This is a genomic window from Bacillus sp. CECT 9360 (genome assembly GCF_918741275.1).
Lineage (GTDB): Bacteria > Bacillota > Bacilli > Bacillales > DSM-1321 > Peribacillus.
This window is the reverse complement of sequence record NZ_CAKKNA010000003.1, coordinates 33753-51795: the sequence shown is the minus strand read 5'-3', so window position 1 is coordinate 51795 and position 18043 is coordinate 33753. Positions and strand designations below refer to the sequence as shown.

The 18043-nt window shown below is 42.5% G+C and carries 18 protein-coding genes; 10 read left to right on the top strand and 8 right to left on the bottom strand.

Annotation, left to right across the window (positions count from 1 at the left end):
• Positions 1 to 31: 31 nt before the first annotated feature.
• Entirely contained in the window at positions 32 to 1201 is a 1170-nt protein-coding gene (locus LQ216_RS04105; RefSeq protein WP_230126978.1) for a MalY/PatB family protein, read from the bottom strand.
• Positions 1202 to 1284: 83 nt separating this feature from the next.
• On the opposite strand from LQ216_RS04105, the gene LQ216_RS04100 reads away from it, so the two are divergent.
• Positions 1285 to 1545 carry a DUF1871 family protein gene (locus tag LQ216_RS04100; RefSeq protein ID WP_230126977.1) on the top strand — a complete coding sequence of 87 codons (261 nt, stop codon included), beginning with the start codon at positions 1285 to 1287 and terminating at the stop codon, positions 1543 to 1545.
• 25 nt (positions 1546 to 1570) lie between these two features.
• On the opposite strand, the gene LQ216_RS04095 is transcribed toward LQ216_RS04100, so the two are convergent.
• Entirely contained in the window at positions 1571 to 2404 is an 834-nt protein-coding gene (locus LQ216_RS04095; protein WP_230126975.1) for an alpha/beta hydrolase, read from the bottom strand.
• A gap of 207 nt (positions 2405 to 2611) precedes the next feature.
• On the opposite strand from LQ216_RS04095, the gene LQ216_RS04090 reads away from it, so the two are divergent.
• Together LQ216_RS04090 and LQ216_RS04085 are read left to right on the top strand one after the other, a co-directional pair.
• The gene (locus LQ216_RS04090) at positions 2612 to 3112 is read left to right on the top strand and encodes an Lrp/AsnC family transcriptional regulator (protein ID WP_230126973.1); all 501 of its coding nucleotides are present in this window, start codon (positions 2612 to 2614) and stop codon (positions 3110 to 3112) included.
• Positions 3109 to 4269: an aminotransferase gene (locus tag LQ216_RS04085; RefSeq protein WP_230126971.1), complete on the top strand. Its 1161-nt coding sequence runs from the start codon at positions 3109 to 3111 to the stop codon at positions 4267 to 4269. Before LQ216_RS04090 ends, LQ216_RS04085 begins: the two co-directional genes overlap by 4 nt.
• 501 nt (positions 4270 to 4770) lie before the next feature.
• On the opposite strand, the gene LQ216_RS04080 is transcribed toward LQ216_RS04085, so the two are convergent.
• Together LQ216_RS04080 and LQ216_RS04075 are read right to left on the bottom strand one after the other, a co-directional pair.
• Positions 4771 to 5724, bottom strand: a complete 954-nt coding sequence (locus LQ216_RS04080; RefSeq protein WP_230126969.1) for a carbon-nitrogen hydrolase family protein — start codon at positions 5722 to 5724, stop codon at positions 4771 to 4773.
• A gap of 149 nt (positions 5725 to 5873) precedes the next feature.
• Positions 5874 to 6242 (bottom strand): helix-turn-helix transcriptional regulator, encoded by a 369-nt coding sequence (locus LQ216_RS04075; protein WP_230126967.1) that lies wholly within the window; start codon positions 6240 to 6242, stop codon positions 5874 to 5876.
• A 231-nt stretch (positions 6243 to 6473) separates the two neighbouring features.
• Between LQ216_RS04075 and LQ216_RS04070 the strand changes: the two genes are divergently transcribed.
• From LQ216_RS04070 to LQ216_RS04055, 4 genes are all read left to right on the top strand, one after another.
• Positions 6474 to 7031, top strand: coding sequence for an RNA polymerase sigma factor (locus tag LQ216_RS04070; RefSeq protein WP_230126965.1), 558 nt, complete (start codon positions 6474 to 6476; stop codon positions 7029 to 7031).
• Positions 7015 to 8271 (top strand): hypothetical protein, encoded by a 1257-nt coding sequence (locus tag LQ216_RS04065; RefSeq protein WP_230126963.1) that lies wholly within the window; start codon positions 7015 to 7017, stop codon positions 8269 to 8271. The genes LQ216_RS04070 and LQ216_RS04065 overlap by 17 nt, the downstream gene beginning before the upstream one ends.
• 239 nt (positions 8272 to 8510) lie before the next feature.
• The gene (yugI, locus tag LQ216_RS04060) at positions 8511 to 8918 is read left to right on the top strand and encodes a S1 domain-containing post-transcriptional regulator GSP13 (protein ID WP_230126961.1); all 408 of its coding nucleotides are present in this window, start codon (positions 8511 to 8513) and stop codon (positions 8916 to 8918) included.
• Positions 8919 to 9066: 148 nt separating this feature from the next.
• Positions 9067 to 10266, top strand: a complete 1200-nt coding sequence (locus LQ216_RS04055) for an ornithine--oxo-acid transaminase (protein WP_230127481.1) — start codon at positions 9067 to 9069, stop codon at positions 10264 to 10266.
• A gap of 150 nt (positions 10267 to 10416) precedes the next feature.
• On the opposite strand, the gene LQ216_RS04050 is transcribed toward LQ216_RS04055, so the two are convergent.
• Positions 10417 to 10650: a DUF378 domain-containing protein gene (locus LQ216_RS04050; RefSeq protein WP_230126959.1), complete on the bottom strand. Its 234-nt coding sequence runs from the start codon at positions 10648 to 10650 to the stop codon at positions 10417 to 10419.
• A gap of 145 nt (positions 10651 to 10795) precedes the next feature.
• Between LQ216_RS04050 and LQ216_RS04045 the strand changes: the two genes are divergently transcribed.
• Both LQ216_RS04045 and LQ216_RS04040 read left to right on the top strand, forming a co-directional pair.
• On the top strand, positions 10796 to 11959 hold the full coding sequence (locus LQ216_RS04045) for an iron-containing alcohol dehydrogenase (RefSeq protein ID WP_230126957.1): 1164 nt from the start codon (positions 10796 to 10798) through the stop codon (positions 11957 to 11959).
• Between the two features lie 179 nt (positions 11960 to 12138).
• Complete coding sequence (locus tag LQ216_RS04040; RefSeq protein ID WP_230127479.1) at positions 12139 to 13488, top strand: glucose-6-phosphate isomerase; 1350 nt, start codon at positions 12139 to 12141, stop codon at positions 13486 to 13488.
• A gap of 267 nt (positions 13489 to 13755) precedes the next feature.
• On the opposite strand, the gene LQ216_RS04035 is transcribed toward LQ216_RS04040, so the two are convergent.
• Complete coding sequence (locus tag LQ216_RS04035) at positions 13756 to 14538, bottom strand: formate/nitrite transporter family protein (RefSeq protein WP_230126955.1); 783 nt, start codon at positions 14536 to 14538, stop codon at positions 13756 to 13758.
• Positions 14539 to 15027: 489 nt separating this feature from the next.
• Between LQ216_RS04035 and LQ216_RS04030 the strand changes: the two genes are divergently transcribed.
• Positions 15028 to 15438, top strand: coding sequence for a YugN-like family protein (locus LQ216_RS04030; protein ID WP_230126953.1), 411 nt, complete (start codon positions 15028 to 15030; stop codon positions 15436 to 15438).
• Here LQ216_RS04030 and LQ216_RS04025 read toward each other — a convergent pair.
• The gene (locus LQ216_RS04025; protein ID WP_230126951.1) at positions 15429 to 16439 is read right to left on the bottom strand and encodes a potassium channel family protein; all 1011 of its coding nucleotides are present in this window, start codon (positions 16437 to 16439) and stop codon (positions 15429 to 15431) included. The genes LQ216_RS04030 and LQ216_RS04025 overlap by 10 nt on opposite strands.
• 105 nt (positions 16440 to 16544) lie before the next feature.
• Positions 16545 to 17831 carry a glycoside hydrolase family 18 protein gene (locus LQ216_RS04020; RefSeq protein ID WP_230126948.1) on the bottom strand — a complete coding sequence of 429 codons (1287 nt, stop codon included), beginning with the start codon at positions 17829 to 17831 and terminating at the stop codon, positions 16545 to 16547.
• Positions 17832 to 18043: the final 212 nt, after the last annotated feature.

The window sequence follows — 18043 nt, the reverse complement described above, 5'->3', positions numbered from 1 at the left end:
CAACTTTTCTCCACGTTTTTTAATGCTTCCCTTATGAAAAAGACTTCTTCAGCCTCTGTAAACCTTCCAACAGGATAGACCGTGGGCATCCGATATTCATGCGGACAAAACCTTCGCCGCCTGGTCCATACTTAGTGCCTGGCTCTAGAGCCAGCTTCCCTTTTTCAACCAGCGATTTTTTTAATTCTTCATCAGTCAGCCCTAATTTGCGGCAGTCCAGCCAGACTAAATAAGAAGCCTCCGGATACATGAAGCCAATTTCCGGCAACTCACGACTTATTAGATCCCTGGTTATTTCAACATTCTCTTTTAAGTATGCCACCAATCCGTTCAACCAATCTTCCCCATCACGGTATGCCGCTTCCATCGCGGTCAATCCGAAAAGGTTTAATCCGTGAAAGGCATTCCGGTCCTGAACGGCTTTAATTTTTTTCTGCAATTCCATATTTTCTGTGATCATTAATGAAGATTGCAATCCGGCTATATTGAATGTTTTGCTCGGAGCCATTAGTGTAACGGTTATGTTTGCATACCTTTTATCAATGGAGGCAAGCGGAATGTGCTTAAATTCCGGCAGATAAAGATCGCCATGGATTTCGTCCGAGATGATGATAACTCCATATTTTTCACAGAGCTCACCGATTTGCGCCAATTCTTCTTTTGTCCAAATCCTACCGCCAGGATTATGGGGATTGCACAATAAAAAAAGCTTTACCCCGCTTTTCAGTTTTTCTTCGAAATCGGTAAAGTCAATTGTAAAACGGTTTTCTGATACATGTAGCTGGCTGTTGACTACTTCGCGTTCATTGTTTTTGATCATGTCAAAGAAAGGCGTATACACAGGGGATTGCAGCATCACCTTATCACCCGGTTCCGTAAATGCCTGGATCGTGACAGCAAGCGCCGACACGACTCCCTGGCTGAACATGATCCATGATTTTTTGATATCCCAGCCATGTCTTGCTTTCATCCATGCTTGGATCGTATCGTTAATGGTTTTGGATGGTGCTGAATAGCCAAAAACCGGATGCTTGATTCTGTCAATCAATGCCTTTTGGACAGGTTCTGGGGAAGGGAAATCCATATCTGCCACCCACATGGGCAGAAGGTCTTCAGCGCCGTATATCTCCCCGAGATAATCCCACTTGACCGCACCGGTGTTTTTTCTCTCTATTAAGGTTTCAAATAACTTGTTGTCCATAAACTGATCACCGCCGTTTTATTTTTTTCATAATAATATTATAATGATAACAGGTTGAAATAATTATTGCAGGTGATTTACTGATGGAAAGACAGCAAATGAACATGGAGCTTGTCCAGGCTTTGCAGGAATGGGACCCTATTGGCTGGGGTCGGGATGCTTACGAAACGGAAATCGCGGATTGCGTTATGGCCGTTAGTGATCTGGATGACCCGAAAGAACTGGCAGTCAAAATTCAAGGGATCTATGAATTGTCGTTTGAAATAGAGATTCATTTAAAAGAGTGCCGAGCCATTTCGGAAAAGTTACTGCTTATTAAACATAACGCAAGCTGTTCTTTATGATTTATGCTGATGCCAAAAAGCGAAATTATGCTTTTTGCATCAGCTTTTCTTTTACAAGAAACTCCTTGATATATTTGTAAACCTCATCAGGTTTTTCTTCGGGGATTAGGTGTCCCGCATCTTCGATGACAATTAATTCCGAATTCTTCAAGTCAGCTTGGAGACGCCTTCCGATGCTCAAAGGTACGACCCGGTCATGTTTTCCCCATAGCAAAAGGCAGCTGGTCTCGATTGCCTGTAAATCCATTTCGGGCAAATCGCCTTCACGGTCACGTAGCATCCGTGTCAAAGCATTGAAAATATTATCATTCAGAAATGGCTCCAGATAACCCTCTCGCATTTCATCATCAATGAGTTCTTTGTTATACACGACATTTCGTAAATTCACTTCTACCCCTGTTTTCTCAAGCCACCGTTTCACGACTTTTGGGAAGTAGGGGATATAACTTGTGTATCGTAATAAACGCTTGGATTTTGGCAGATAGCCGGAGCTGGAGAGGAGAATGGCATTTTTGGCCAGCCCGGGACGGTTTTTAATCATATACAAACAAATTTGTCCGCCCATGGAATGGCCTACGAGCGTGCATTTTCTAACGCCAATAGCATCCAAGAAATCGAGCAGGGTCAATGCCAGGTTTTGATAAGAATAACTAAAGCGCCTCGATTTGCCACTATGTCCAAAAGGCGGAATATCAATTGAAATCACATTGTAATCCCTGCTCAGTTTTGGCAGTAACGTTCGATAACAAAAGGAAGAAGATAAAAAACCATGAAGCAAGACTAACGTAGGAGCTTCCTTCGAAAGTATTTGCTGCTCGTAATAGATGTCATTGCCTCTAATATGGAGAACCTTTTTCATCTGCGTCACCCCGCTGAAAGTTTTTCCTATTTTACCCATTATGCATATGGTCTATTGCTATTTTATAAAAAAAAGATTTTACCCCTTGGGAGTGCTTGTTGCATTTGTTATAATGATTGGAGTTTACTTTTGTTTGATAATTCTGTATATTGTGTGGAAAACGATGTTAGGAAAATAAATATGGTTTCAACTGGGAGAGAAAAGCATATGAATTTAAATGAAAAAGAACTCGAAGTACTTAGCATTATCGAGACAAATAGTCGGATTGATCATAGTGATCTTGCGAAAATGACCGACCTGTCAAAGGACGAAATCGAAACGGTACTTAAAAAGATGGAAGATATGAGAGTGATTGTCCGTTATGCAACCGTCATTAACTGGGCAAAGGTCGAAGGATATGAGGGTGTAACGGCAATGATCGATGTGAAGGTGACCCCTAAAAGAGGTGTTGGCTTTGATGAGGTGGCCCAAAGAGTTTACCGATTTAAAGAAGTAGAATCCGTATACTTAATGTCCGGTGTATATGATTTATCAGTAGTGGTCAGGGGACGTTCGATGAATGAAGTGGCCAAGTTCGTGTCTGAAAAGCTGTCTACTCTCGATTCTGTAATCTCGACAACGACACATTTTATTTTGAAAAAGTATAAGCATGACGGCACAATATTTGAACAAGTGGAAGAAGATAAGCGAATTGTGGTGTCTCCATGATTAAAACCAGTTATGTTTCAAAAACGGTAGCAAGCCTCAAACCATCTGGAATACGCCGTTTTTTTGATCTCGCCGCAAATATGGAAGGGGTTGTGTCTCTCGGTGTGGGCGAACCTGATTTTGTAACGTCCTGGTCTGTAAGAGAAGCTGCGATTGCATCGTTAGAAGAGGGACGTACTTCCTACACAGCCAACGCAGGTTTAATGGAGCTCAGGACGGAAATTGCCCGGTACATGGAAAAGGAGTTTTGCGTCTCCTATAATCCGGAAAACCAAATTATTGTAACGGTCGGAGCAAGCCAGGCGATAGATATTGCCTTGCGTGCCATTGTCAATCCCGGAGAAGAAGTCTTGGTGGTAGAGCCGTGCTTCGTATCATATGCCCCGCTTGTGACCATGGCCGGCGGAATCCCAAAAACGATTCAGACTGCAAAGGAAAACGATTTTAAGCTGATGCCGGCGGAACTTGAAGCGAGTATTACTCCGAAGACGAAAGCGGTCATGATTTGTTCGCCTAACAATCCGACAGGCACCCAGCTTGGAAAAGAAGAATTAATAAACCTCGCCCAAATCATTAAAAAGCATGACTTACTTGTGATCGCGGATGAAATATATGCCGAGCTCGCCTATGACGAAGCATTCACTTCGATTGCAGCCATCGATGGCATGATGGAAAGGACGATATTAATCAACGGTTTTTCAAAAGGATTTGCGATGACCGGATGGCGCCTCGGCTTTGTTTGCGCGCCTTTGGAAATTTCCGAAGCCATGCTGAAAATCCATCAATATGCGATGATGTGTGCTTCAACCATGGCTCAATATGCCGCCTTGGAAGCATTGAGAAATGGAATGGCGGATGTGGAAGAAATGCGGACGAGTTATCGAAGAAGACGAAATTATATCGTTAAGTCTTTTAATGAAATCGGCTTAGAATGCCATAATCCGGGTGGAGCCTTCTATGCCTTTCCTTCTATCGCAGTGACCGGATTAAGCTCTCAAGCATTCGCAGAGCGATTGCTGCTCGAGGAACGGGTTGCTGTTGTGCCAGGTGATGTATTCGGGGACAGTGGAGAAGGACACATTCGCTGTTCCTATGCTTCTTCGATGGAACAATTACAAGAAGCCGTCAGAAGAATTGAGCGGTTCCTAAATAAGTGAAATAAAAAAAGCAGGATTCCGTATTGGATGAGCTTAATACATTATTAAGCACCCGGTTTTAGAATCCTGCTCAAAAAGGGGGAATACTCGAAAAACAATCAAAATGGATTACGATTGTTTTTCAGGTAATCATTTTGTGATTACCGAGAAAGTCTTATCCCTGTTATAGACAAGTTATTGATGTTTTATACATGAAAGGATAAAAGACGTGTTTTCTGAACACGTCTATTTTTATGGATTAGGCTCTGTTAAACGATAATGTTGTTTTTGGGAAGGGAATCTGCGAGACTCCTCGAAAATGCATACGCATTTTCTCGTGCGGTGTCTATTCAAGGATGATGATTCAACGTCCTGCGGAAAAACGGGCTGGCAAGACCCCGCGGCGAGGTACGAGTGAGGAGGCTTGCCAGTTCGTCCGCGGAAAGCGAGTAGATTCCATGACCATTTGAAAATCAACAATGGAATTTAACAGAGCCATGGATTAAAAGCCGTGCAAAGTGGTTATCCGGATTTCTCTCCTGCCATATGTTTTGCATACCAACGCTTTCCATGCCATCGTTGATACATCCAGGAAAATGCCGGCAACTGTCCCCGTTTATACAACCAAAATTGATCGGGTATATCGCGTTTTGGCTGATGTCTGCCGGGTTGCACAGTCGCGACAACAACACCAGGTCCCTCATGGCGATTTCGAATCGCTAAAACACTTCCTTCTTGGTCAACGATCATGGCGCCTGCTTCGTAATAGCCGCGATAACGCAAAGGCATCAAAGGCAACGGACATTCAATTGGCCCGCAGTGTGACGCGTGAACGACGGGGGAACCAACGAGCGTCGCGAATGAACGAACGCTTTCCAACGCTGTTTTAGCGTTTTCCGTTTCCCATTTGCTTGTCAATGATTTAGGATACCACGAAGGAACGCTCCACCAACAACTTCCGCCAATAATCATATCCACTTTTTCACGAACCCTGTGAGCGGTTTGTGAACGCATGAATTCCCAGCATAACGCAGAACCGACAGTCACGTCAGGAGTATGTATGATACCGTCGTCTTCACCGCCGACATAATAACAATTTTCCCACATCGTTGGCAAATCTTTGTCATGCCTCCCAAGGATTACCCCTTCGGGAGAAGCAAGCAGAAATGCATTGCGAACATGTCCGTCGCTGTCGCGGCATAAAAAAGACCCTCCAACAAACGCGTGATGCCGTTTTGCCAGCGTGATCAAAAGAGTTGAAGCTTTACCGTCCGGAGGCAACGCCGTACTGGCGATTCGCTCGTCAAAGCCCATCCCCGTTGTGAAAAATTCAGGGAGAACAATCCATTTCGCACCCTTTGCTGCTGCTTCATCTGCGAGTTTTTCGCACATTAACAAATTCGCATTTACATCTCCAAGCACAGGCTGAAGTTGGATTGCAGCTACTTTAACTTCTGGAATATGAATGGCTGTCATAGTCATCGACCTTTCCTTATTATTTTCTAAATATTTAGTCTATTATGTTTATTTTATATAAAAATCATTTACAATGCAAAAGTTGTAATAAAAATAAAAACCCAAATGCAAATCTAAAGATTTGAATCTGGGTTTAATGAACTTTTGTCTTAGTTATTCGCATGGTTAGCCTCATACATCATAAGCATTTGCATATTCGGCAAAAAGTCTTCCTCGCTAAATTCCAATGCCTTACGCAAAGCGAGCTTTGCTTTCTTTGTTCCTAATTGTTTAACGAGTAATTCAATTTCATGATCCATTCCATAAGGGTTTGTTTTGTCATGTTGGTCAAAGATTTCAGAAACAGGGACATCGAGAACGGTCGATAATTTGAGTCCGGTCAACATATCAGGGATTTTCTCGCCTGACTCATATTTTTCAATCGTTTTTGTTCCTACACATACTTTAAAAGCAAGATCCTGCTGGGACAGATTTCTAAGCTGACGATGCAGTTTGATATTTCTGCCAATGTTTGTCATGATCATACACCCTTTCGAAAAAATGTAGATGATCTTTCACTTTTATTTTACCATTTATCTCCCATGGAAAAGTGAGGAAAAAATGAACATTTCGTGATCATGATAAAATTTTATTTTACTGCTATTTTCAAATCTATATAATGGAAATGTTATTTAAAGCAATGAAACAAAAACGAAAGTTCTGTCGTTTTATAGATGTAAGGCAGTTTGTTAGGTTAGGAGGAAAGCCAGTTGACTGAAGAAGAACTCATATCCAGAGCGCAAAACGGCGATATGCAGGCATTTAGCGAACTGATTAGCTGTTATTCCCCCACTGTTGAAAGATTTGCGTATCAAATGGGCAATAAAGCCGATGACATAGAGGATATCACCCAGGAAGTCTTTATTAGAGTGTACAGATTCATCCATCAATTTTCACGGTCGAAATTTTCAACGTGGCTCTACAAAATAACGCTGAATGTCACAAGAGATTATTCACGGAAAAAGCAAAGTCACATCAGGAAGCTCTTTTCATTGCAAAATGAAAGGCAGGTCCATTCGCTGGATTCCGAGCAGCACATGCTTAGGAGTGAGGAAGACCGGGTGCTTCATGAATGTATCCAGAAGCTTGACGAGAAATATCGTGTACCTATTATTCTTTTTTACTTTCATGATCGAAAATATGAGGAGATTTCGGACATTCTAACGATCAATGTTTCTACGGTGAAGACAAGATTGCTGCGGGGGAAAAATCTGCTGAAGAAGCAAATGAAGCTTTCAGCGGAGAAAGAGGGTGAAAGCATTGGATGATAACCAACTAGTTGAAAAACTTGACAGCCTGAAAGAAGCCTATTCCGAGATTCCTTTACAATCCAATCCTGATAAAATCGCCTCCGGGGTCAAAAAGAACGTCAAAAAACCACGACGCCGTCTTACCCCTTTTTCTTATGTGGCTTGTATACTGGGGGTTGGCATGATTTCAGGAATATTGCTGATGCAATTGTTAGGTGATTTAAGACAAGGTGATCACGAAAATCCTTCTTTTACCGAGAATACAGAACCGTTCAGCGAAACGAAAGAAAATGAAAAGCGTTACACGATTTTGAGCGTAGATGAACTTAGGGAGTATTATCAACATCGGGTGCGCAATACGAGCAATATCATTGGGATGAGCGATTTCCAAAACACAAAGTACGCCATGGAGGTCAATTTGCGTGTTCGTGAAACGGATCGGCGAATCGGAGATAAACAAATTACGGAGGATGAGCTGCCAAGAGCGCTTGAAGAGGTGAGGATGGAAATCGAGTCCAAACTGATTACACCATCCGAAATCAAGGAGGAGATGAATTCAGCAGAAGGCAAGGAATATAACCGCCTGCTAAATGTTTATTTGGCACAGCAGCAAACCTTTCTTAAAATCTTCCAGGATAAGCATTTGTCACGAATTCATGAAATAGCGAATTTGGGTAATGTCAGCCTGACGGAGGAGACCTTAGAACGATTAAATGCCAACCAGCCAACGGGAGATAAAGACCTGGATGAGATTGGCCAGCGGGTGGTCGAACAAGGCTTTAAGTTCATCTTTGAGGGAGAGGGGCTTGCAATCACGATTGATTATCAGGGTTTAAGTGAATCGGAAAAAGGAAAATTGAATGCGGCCGCAGAAAGTTATCTTAGTTTAAAAGAAAACTACCCCAAATCAGAATCAGGTTTTAATGGCTCAAGGGAGGAACTGGGACAGGTATTGGCGAAATACGAGGAAGCTATTAAATCGAATGAGAAAGCTTTAAAGGACGATTTAATAGCTGATTATCATTTTTACTATGAGGCCTTTATTAGAGGTAAGGATAACTACCCTCTTACCGTTGTAGCAGGAATGTTAAGTAACGGGGATCGAGCTGCCTGGAAGAGTGTGAGCACGTCTTATCCTGATACAGAGACTGCTGCGAAAGTGGAAGAAGAATATGAAAAACTCGAAAAGGATGGATTCAGGCTGCCAAAAGGCTACGCAAATGAAAAAGTCTCCTTTCCTTCCTTCGCGGATGAATAAAAGTCTCTAATAAACAAAATATGTTTGAAAAGATTGGAAAAGAGGGAACAAACCTATAAGGATTTGTTCCCTCTTTTCGCGTGTTTTAGGATGAAATTTTGCGCGATCGGAATAATAAGACAAAATCTATACTGGAAAGTTCCACGATGATAGCTAATTTTGATAAAAACCAATATGTATGATATAATTTTATATTGTGTGAAAAAGTGGAAAAATATAATTTATTTAGGAGTGTTACCATGTCTGAAAAATTTGAAGTTGGAACCGTTGTTGCTGGTAAAGTAACAGGGATTCAGCCGTACGGTGCGTTTGTTGCTCTAGACGATTCAACACAAGGTTTAGTGCATATTTCTGAAATTACTCACGGTTATGTAAAGGATATCAATGATCACTTAAAAGTAGGAGATGAAGTGCAGGTCAAGGTTCTTTCTATTGATGAAGCTGCAGGCAAAATCGGATTATCCATCCGGGCTACTGAAGAAGCTCCGGAACGTCCAGAGGCACCAGCCAATCGGTCTCCTAAGAAACATCGTCAGGCTGCTGTAAAAGCTGCTGCAAATGATAATGGAGAAGGATTCAACACATTGAAGGACAAGCTTCAAGAGTGGATTGATCAGTCTGAGCGTGAGGATTTAATCAAAAAGTAATAAAGTGACCGGCCAAGATGGCAAACCCATTAGGCCGGTTATTTTTTTAGTGAAGATGATTGAATATTTTGATTGAAACGAAGTACATAATTTACATTTCTTTTTAACCTTGTAAAATGGAAGTATAAAGATGATTGGAGGCATTATGATGTCAATCGAAACAAAGTCTGAAAAACTGATTCAACAATCCGAACAATATGGCGCTAGCAACTATCATCCGTTGCCGATTGTTATATCCGAGGCCGAAGGAGTATGGGTCAAGGATCCCGAAGGCCATAAATACATGGATATGCTTAGTGCATATTCTGCAGTCAATCAGGGACATAGGCACCCAAGAATTATTCAGGCACTAAAGGATCAGGCCGACAGGGTCACTCTGACTTCACGTGCGTTTCATAACGATCAGCTCGGACCGTGGTATGAAAAGATCTGCAAACTGACTGATAAAGAGATGGCACTTCCGATGAATACCGGAGTCGAGGCCGTAGAAACGGCTGTTAAAACGGCACGCCGCTGGGCTTATGATGTAAAGGGTGTTGCTGATAATCAGGCGGAAATTATTGCTTGTATCGGAAACTTTCATGGGCGTACGATGACCGCTGTTTCGCTTTCTTCCGACGAGGAATACAAGCGCGGATTCGGTCCAATGCTTCCAGGGATTAAGCTTATTCCTTACGGTGACCTTGAAGCATTGAAGGCAGCGATCACTCCAAACACGGCAGCTTTCCTGATTGAACCTATCCAAGGAGAAGCGGGTATTATAATTCCTGAGGAAGGCTATTTGAAAGCGGCGTATGAACTTTGTAAAGAAAGCAATGTTTTGTTCATTGCCGATGAGATTCAAGCTGGACTTGGTCGTTCCGGAAAAATGTTCGCCTGCGAATGGGAAGGGGTCACCCCTGATATGTATATCCTTGGCAAAGCATTGGGCGGAGGAGTTTTCCCGATATCATGTGTTGTTGCCAATAAGGATATTCTTGGTGTATTCAACCCGGGTTCCCACGGGTCTACTTTTGGGGGAAATCCTATGGCCAGTGCGGTTTCAATTGCGTCGCTTGATGTGCTTGTCGATGAAAAGCTGGCCGAGCGTTCGCTTGAGCTTGGGGAATACTTTATGAGCAAGCTTAAGGAAATCAAAAATCCAAACATTAAGGAAGTGCGCGGCCGCGGCTTATTTATCGGGGTCGAGCTAAGAGAGCCGGCACGCAAGTATTGCGAGGCATTAAAAGAAGAGGAGTTGCTCTGTAAGGAGACCCATGAAACGGTCATTCGTTTCGCCCCGCCGTTAGTCATTACGAAGGAAGAAATTGACTGGGCAATCGAGCGCATTCAAAAGGTTCTATCATAAATAGACATCTTTTTAAGTAAGGCATAAAAATAGCCGGTATTTCACCGGCTATTTTTTCTTATGCAAAAAGGAAAGTATAAATTTTCCTTTCTGTATAAGCGCAACTACGTCTAATCTCCGCCTTATGGCTTGTCAATCGACGAGTTTTCTTTATTTAACTGGTTTGGCTATAGCTTCTTTTACGCGTTCTTCACTAGGCTTGAATAGCAAAGCCAAATTCACCAAGCCGGCAATTCCAACCAAACCATAGACGATACGGGCAAGCGCTGAGTCTTGTCCGCCAAAAATAGCAGCGACTAAATCGAATTGGAAAAATCCAATAAGCCCCCAGTTAATCGCTCCGATAATTGTAAGCACAAGTGCAGTTCTTTGAATGCCACTCATTGTATTTCCTCCTTAAAATAGATAGTTCAAGTAATATGGTGCTATTCATGTTCTGAAAATATGCAGGTTTTTCTTAAAATGTTTAATCACATTTTTTGAAATAATACATGGAGTTAGGTCATAATGAAAAAAAGGAGGTAGTGATATGGAGAATTTCACATATAAAAATCCTACAAAATTAATCTTTGGCAAAGGGCAAGTGGATCAACTGAAGAAGGAAATCCCTTCGTACGGCAAGAAGGTGCTGCTTGTTTACGGTGGAGGCAGCATTAAAAAGAGCGGCCTTTATGATCAGGTAATCAGCCAGCTGCGAGAAATAGAAGCCGAAATTCACGAACTGCCTGGAGTCGAACCAAATCCCCGCATTTCAACAGTCCGTAAAGGTGTTGAGATTTGTAAGACGGAGGACATTGACTTCATCCTTGCGGTCGGCGGTGGAAGTGTCATCGATTGTACGAAAGCAATTGCCGCAGGCGCAAAATATGATGGGGATGCCTGGGACCTTGTCATTAAAAAAGCGCAGGTAAAGGCAGCTTTACCATTTGGAACAGTACTGACGCTTGCAGCAACAGGATCTGAAATGAATTCCGGCTCTGTAATTACTAACTGGGAAACTAAAGAAAAATACGGTTGGGGTAGTCCGTTGACATTCCCTCAATTTTCAATCCTGGATCCGGTCCATACATTTACCGTACCAACAAATCAAACGGTATACGGTATCGTGGATATGATGAGCCATGTACTTGAACAATATTTTCATCAGCCTACTCACGCGCCCCTGCAGGACCGTTTCTGTGAGTCGCTTTTGATTACTGTAATGGAAACGGCCCCTAAACTATTGGAAGATTTGGAGAACTATGAGCACCGTGAAACGATTCTTTATTCAGGAACCATCGCTTTAAACGGTTATCTGCAAGTTGGCTACCGCGGAGACTGGGCCACTCATAACATTGAGCATTCTGTTTCAGCCGTCTATGATATCCCACATGCCGGAGGACTTGCGATTCTGTTCCCGAATTGGATGAAGCATGTTATGTCCGAAGATGTCGGGCGATTTAAACAGTTGGCCGTACGTGTCTTTAATGTAAATCCGGAAGGAAAGACTGATGAAGAAACGGCTCTTGAAGGCATTGAAAAGCTCCGCGAGTTCTGGAGCAGCCTGGGTGCTCCAGTCAAACTAGCCGATTATGATATCGATGATTCCCAAGTGGAAACAATGGCAGATAAGGCAGTTGTGAACGGTGAATTCGGCAACTTCAAAAAATTGAACCGAGAAGATGTGCTGGCGATTTTAAGGGCCTCCCTCTAAGATTGATTTAGTTTAAAAATGCACCTGGAATGCGGGAGAAAATCGCCGAATTCCAGGTTTTTTATGAAACTTTTGTTAAATGTCCGTTTGGTTGCGATTACGCAAGGGAGGTTTCCTTGATTATCATGCAAGCTTTCGGTAAAGTGAAGGTGAATTCTTTAGAAGATGGAGGAACTAACATGACACATGTACGTTTCGATTATTCAAAAGCATTATCTTTTTTTGGAGAGCATGAAATTACATACTTACAGGATGCGGTGAAGGTAGCGCATCATTCCCTACATGAACAAACAGGAGCGGGAAATGACTTCCTTGGATGGATCGACCTGCCGGTTGATTACGATAAAGAAGAATTTTCCCGTATTCAAAAATCTGCTGCCAAGATTCAAAGTGACTCGGATATTTTGGTGGTCATTGGAATCGGAGGCTCTTATTTAGGCGCTCGCGCGGCGGTTGAAATGCTTCAGCATAGCTTTTACAATGCTTTGCCAAAAGAAAAAAGAAAAACGCCGCAAGTATTGTTCGCAGGAAATAACATCAGCTCCACCTATATGAAAGATCTAATGGATTTACTTGAGGGCAAAGACTTCTCCGTTAATGTGATTTCCAAATCCGGTACAACGACTGAGCCTGCCCTTGCGTTCCGGATTTTCCGTAAGCTTCTAGAAGAGAAATATGGCACCGCTGAAGCGCGTAAACGCATTTATGCCACTACTGATAGAGCAAAGGGAGCCTTAAAGACGCTTGCAACAGAAGAAGGCTATGAGACGTTTGTGATTCCTGATGATGTCGGCGGACGCTATTCCGTTTTAACAGCGGTAGGCCTGTTGCCGATAGCAGCAAGCGGAGCAGACATCGAAGCAATGATGAAAGGCGCAGCAGAAGCTAGAGAGGATTTCAGTAAATCCGAACTGATTGACAACCCTGCCTATCAATATGCGGCGGTTCGCAACCTTTTGTACAATAAAGGCAAAACGATTGAAATGCTGATTAACTTTGAACCGGGACTGCAATACTTTTCCGAGTGGTGGAAACAGCTTTTCGGAGAAAGTGAAGGAAAAGACCAGAAAGGCATTTTTCCGTCTTCCGCAAACTTTTCGACGGATCTGCATTCATTAGGACAATATGTTCAGGAAGGCCGCCGGGATTTGTTCGAAACCGTCATTAAGGTTGAGAAGGCCCGCCATGAATTAACAATCGAAGAAGAAAGCAATGATTTGGACGGCTTGAACTATCTTGCCGGACAATCAGTCGATTTTGTAAATAATAAAGCATTTGAAGGCACATTGCTTGCCCATACTGACGGAGGGGTTCCAAACCTTATTGTCAGCATTCCGGCACTTGATGCTTATACATTTGGCTATCTTGTTTATTTCTTCGAGAAAGCATGCGCCATGAGCGGATACTTACTGGGAGTCAATCCATTTGACCAGCCCGGTGTGGAAGCCTATAAAGTAAATATGTTCGCGCTTTTAGGAAAACCTGGATTTGAAGAGAAAAAAGCAGAGCTTGAAAAACGCTTGAAATAAAGAATAATCGTACAAAATAACCATCTATATAAGGAGTACAAAAACCGGATGACCATATTTCTTGCTAAGAAAGGTTAGCCGGCTGAGTACTCCGAAAATTTATTTATGATTGATTCGCCATACTCTATACGTGACTATAAATATAACCGGTGGTCATTATATCTAACTGCAAAGGTTTCAAGGGGAAATGCCCAAAAATGATTAACTTAACAGGACTTGTTAGGTCAATGATTTTTGGGCTCTTTTTATACTTAGAAGGATAATCGTCTAGTGCTTATTATGGGTAAGTCTCAAATAAGAAATCCAGTATACCAATGAAACAAATACCGTACCGCCAATGGCATTGCCGATAAATACAGGAACAAAATTCGTTAAAAAGTCTATCCAAGTAAAATGTCCTGCGAATATCGCTGCCGGTATGATAAACATATTAGCGACTACGTGCTGGAAGCCTATCGCCACAAAGCCCATGATCGGGAAGAATATCGCCAATATTTTTCCGCCGATATCTTCAGCTCCGTACGCCATCCATACAGCCATTCCGACAAGCCAGTTACAGCCGATTGCAGAGACTAGGCTTTGAATGAAGGTTGAATCCAGCTTAGCTTGGGCAGTTGCAACCGTCGTATGCAAGTATGGCTCAGCTTCAGTTAAACCGACGATATGACCAAAAAAGTAAGCAATAAAAATAGCTCCTACAAAATTGGCGATTGTTATCCAGAACCAGTTTTTTATCAGTTTGGAGATCGAAACATGTTTATGTAGTGCAGCTATAGACACAGCCATCATGTTGCCTGTTAAAAGTTCTCCGCCGCCAACGATAATCAGTACCAATCCTAAAGGGAAGACAGCAGCTCCAATAAATGAACTCAATGTTCCCCATTCCTCGGGCAGCCCCGCAACCACTCTTATATCCAATAAATAACCTAATGAAATATAGGCCCCGCCCAAAAAACCAAGAACCAGCATGCTTAAAAGCGGTAAAGATGCTTTTGTTACACCGGCTTCGACTGCTTTTTCTGCAATTTGCGAGTAATTGTTAAACGCCACGGTGTCTTCCTCCTTGTTTTCAGCGAACAATGATTCGTTTTTTATTGTTCTCCAAAGTTAAAAATCGTATAAATTTATATATAGCGATTATTACCGAGGGTTTCTCAACCTGCTCAAACGTGCTCATGTAAGCTCCCGCTATTTCCTTTGATTTGATTCCAAACGGAAGAATTTATCGATAAGAACGCAAAAACCCGAATAAGGGACTTTTTAAGTGTCCTTTATTCGGGGTACAGTTCAAGTACAGTAAGGTTTTTTATTATAAGTAAGAGTATGTTTTTTAACTTTGACTAGTTCTAGCTACGACGTACAGGACGTGTCGGTGTTAGTCGTTCTTGCTTTTTAAAAGGGGCTGGCATCGACGTAAGACATAACGATGTGGCAGGTCTTAGTCGATGTTCCTTTTACAGGGCGCTTACGCTTTTCTAGTTAGAATGATTTCTTGTCCATTGGCAAAACTAATCAAAAGCGCACAAAGGGGTTTTAAGGATGATTGAGGTTGCTTCCCGGCTGGAAGGAAAAACGTTTGTTTTATATGAACTGGAATCCAAAATGAAGCCGATGGGTTATGTCATTTCTGGGAATTGGGATTATGACCATGGGTATTTTGACTATAAAATTGATGATGATGACGGCTATCAATTCCTGCGGGTTCCATTTAGGGCTGTGGATGGACAATTGGATGCAGGTGGGGCGACAGTTCAGCTGCAAAAACCATTTCTCCTTGACCATCAATATCAGGATGATGTTGATGACGAAGGTAATATCGGGAATCTCACCGCTTCTTTCAATCAATTTCAGGAACCAAAAAACCCGGATGCCGAGTTCCCGGAAAATTATATTGGTTTGGGAAAAGCTTTAGTTCATGATTTGGAGAAGAATCTTCTCGATCAATCGTAATTATCAATGATTAACAAACTGTCACCTTCTTGAATTCTGGAATCCAGAGAAGGCTTAATTAATCTCTGGCCTTCTCTTTCTATGCCTGCCGCAAGTCTGCCTTCATCAATTAAGATATGATTCAATTCCCGATAAGTAAGTCCTTGCCATTCATGCTCTGCAGGGATGGACTTGAATTCAATTTTACTGTCTTGTTCCCTAACATGTTCTTCTTCATTAAATTCAGGCACGATTCTATCAATCAAACTTTTAACCATTAACTCACTAGCAAAACGATTCGTTTCAATGATCCCGTCCGCACCTGCCCTGAAGGCATTTGCGATTTGTTCTCTTGTCAGGATCTCGACCAGGCAAAATATATCAGGCTTGGCCCCCTTCACGGCGAGCAGTGCTAAAATGGAAAACATATCAGCTTGAGATTCATCCCGCTTCAGATCAGCAGTAATGAGTACTTTCTCTGCTTTTTTTATATTGGACATGACCAGGACCTCGTCAATCGTAGCTTTTCCACGGATAAAATGGACGTTTTTCTTTGGGAGGGGATGCTTTTGTATGGATTCATCAATTAGGACGATAGAGATATGGGGCTGTAGGATTCCCATTTCTCTGATGATTTCTTTCGACCGTTCATTCCAGCCGACGATAATGATATGCCTGTCCTTTGTAAAAAGCTTTTTCCCTTCCATATAAAGATGTTCCGATGAAACGGCAACCGCAGCTATCGAAGCGAAATAAGAAGAAACCAGTCCAGCGCCGGATAGAATTAATATAATGCCTATGGCTTTCCCTACGGCTGTTGATGGGGCGAAATCACCATAACCGACCGTAGAAATGGTCACGACGGCCCACCAGATTCCATCATAAACAGTTCCGAAAGTTTCAGGCTCTACTAAATGTATAAGCAGGCCGAAACAAATGAACACTATGATGATTATAAGTAACAACCTCGTTAATCTCGGTAAACGAGGGAAATTTCCGCTTATATGTCTGATCCTCAGCATTCTTCATCTCTCCCATCCATATCATTATGGACAAAAAGATGCGGTCTCATATCAACAAAAGCCTTAAAAAAGAGCGTGACTCATCAGCCTGAGTCCGCTCTGTACTTATGTGCGTTTTCTAACATTAAAATTATCCGATATGAGCAGCCAGTTTTGCGGGAAAGATAAACCGAGCTTCCAATAACTCATACCACGCAGATTCAATTCTTTAACCAAATCAAATTTAGCTTGGATCGAACGCGCATCCTCAAACCAAACCTCATGCCTTCTCCCATTTTCATCGGTATAGTTAAAATGAGGTGCCTGGGCATTATAATCGTAGAGAATACTTACATTATAACGGGCGGCGATTTCAATGGCCTGCTGCGGGCTCACGGCCCTGGCAGTTGATCCCTGGACAAATGGAAGGGTCCAATCATATCCGTATAAATTCTGACCCATCATGACTTTAGAGGAAGGCATCTCCGAAATCGCGTATTCAACGACCCTTCTGACCGGACCGATTGGTGATACAGCCATTGCCGGGCCGCCGCTGTAGCCCCACTCATAGGTCATAAGGATGACCAAATCAGCGATTTCTCCATGGGCCCGGTAGTCATGGGCCTCGTACCAACGACCTTGCTGGGTCGCACTCGTCTTCGGGGCTAAGGCTGTTGATAATAGCCATCCTTGTTCATTGAACCTTGCCTTTGCCCTGCGCAAAAATTGGTTATATGCTTCCCGGTCCTCTGGCCGCAGATATTCAAAATCAAAATGAATATCGCCAAAGCCATATCGATTGGCGACCCTTACAATATTATCGAGGAACCGGGTTTGGATCTCCTGATTATTGAGCAAAATTTGCCCAAGTTCTTCACTGAATGCGCCATTTTCCAGATTGGTAATGACCATCATCAATACGACATTATTTTCTCTTGCAATAGTCGGTAAGGCGTTTAGCGGCGGTTCTCTTAATGATCCATCACGCAACGCCTGAAAACTGAATGGAGCTAAGTAAGTGAGATATTGTGCTACTCTCCTGGTTTCGTTTTCGAGAGCGGGACTGACTGAGGTGCCCCTCGGCTCCACATATGCATTGAATTCAGCATCAGTCTTTGGCCTTGGCGGAATATAAAGTCTTTGGCCTACGTTTAGTGTTTGATTAACCGAAATTCCATTAATTCTTGCAAGCTCCTGATATGGAACACCTACTCTTTGTGAGATGGACCAAAGACTGTCTCCTGGCTGAACATAATAATAGCTGCCGGCGATGGGAATGACGATTGTTTGCCCAACTACAAGGTCGTTCGGATTAGGGATTTCATTCGTTCTAATGAGTTCATCAACACTTACATTGTAGGATTGGGCAATGATATTTAAAGTCTCATTTTGATTAACTACGTGAATGTGCAAGTATCTTCCCTCCTTATTAGCGGATAGTGATCTAGAAGAACGCTACAGCCATTATATGTTTCCGCTGAGAGATACATGAGTAATAATCATCAGTACAACTACGGATAATCTTCGCCTTAAGACTCGTCACTGGAGTGTTTTCTTTACTTTCCGCTAAGCACTGCAAAAATCGTAACATTCATTAGACAATTTTCAGCAAGCGGGGTACAATC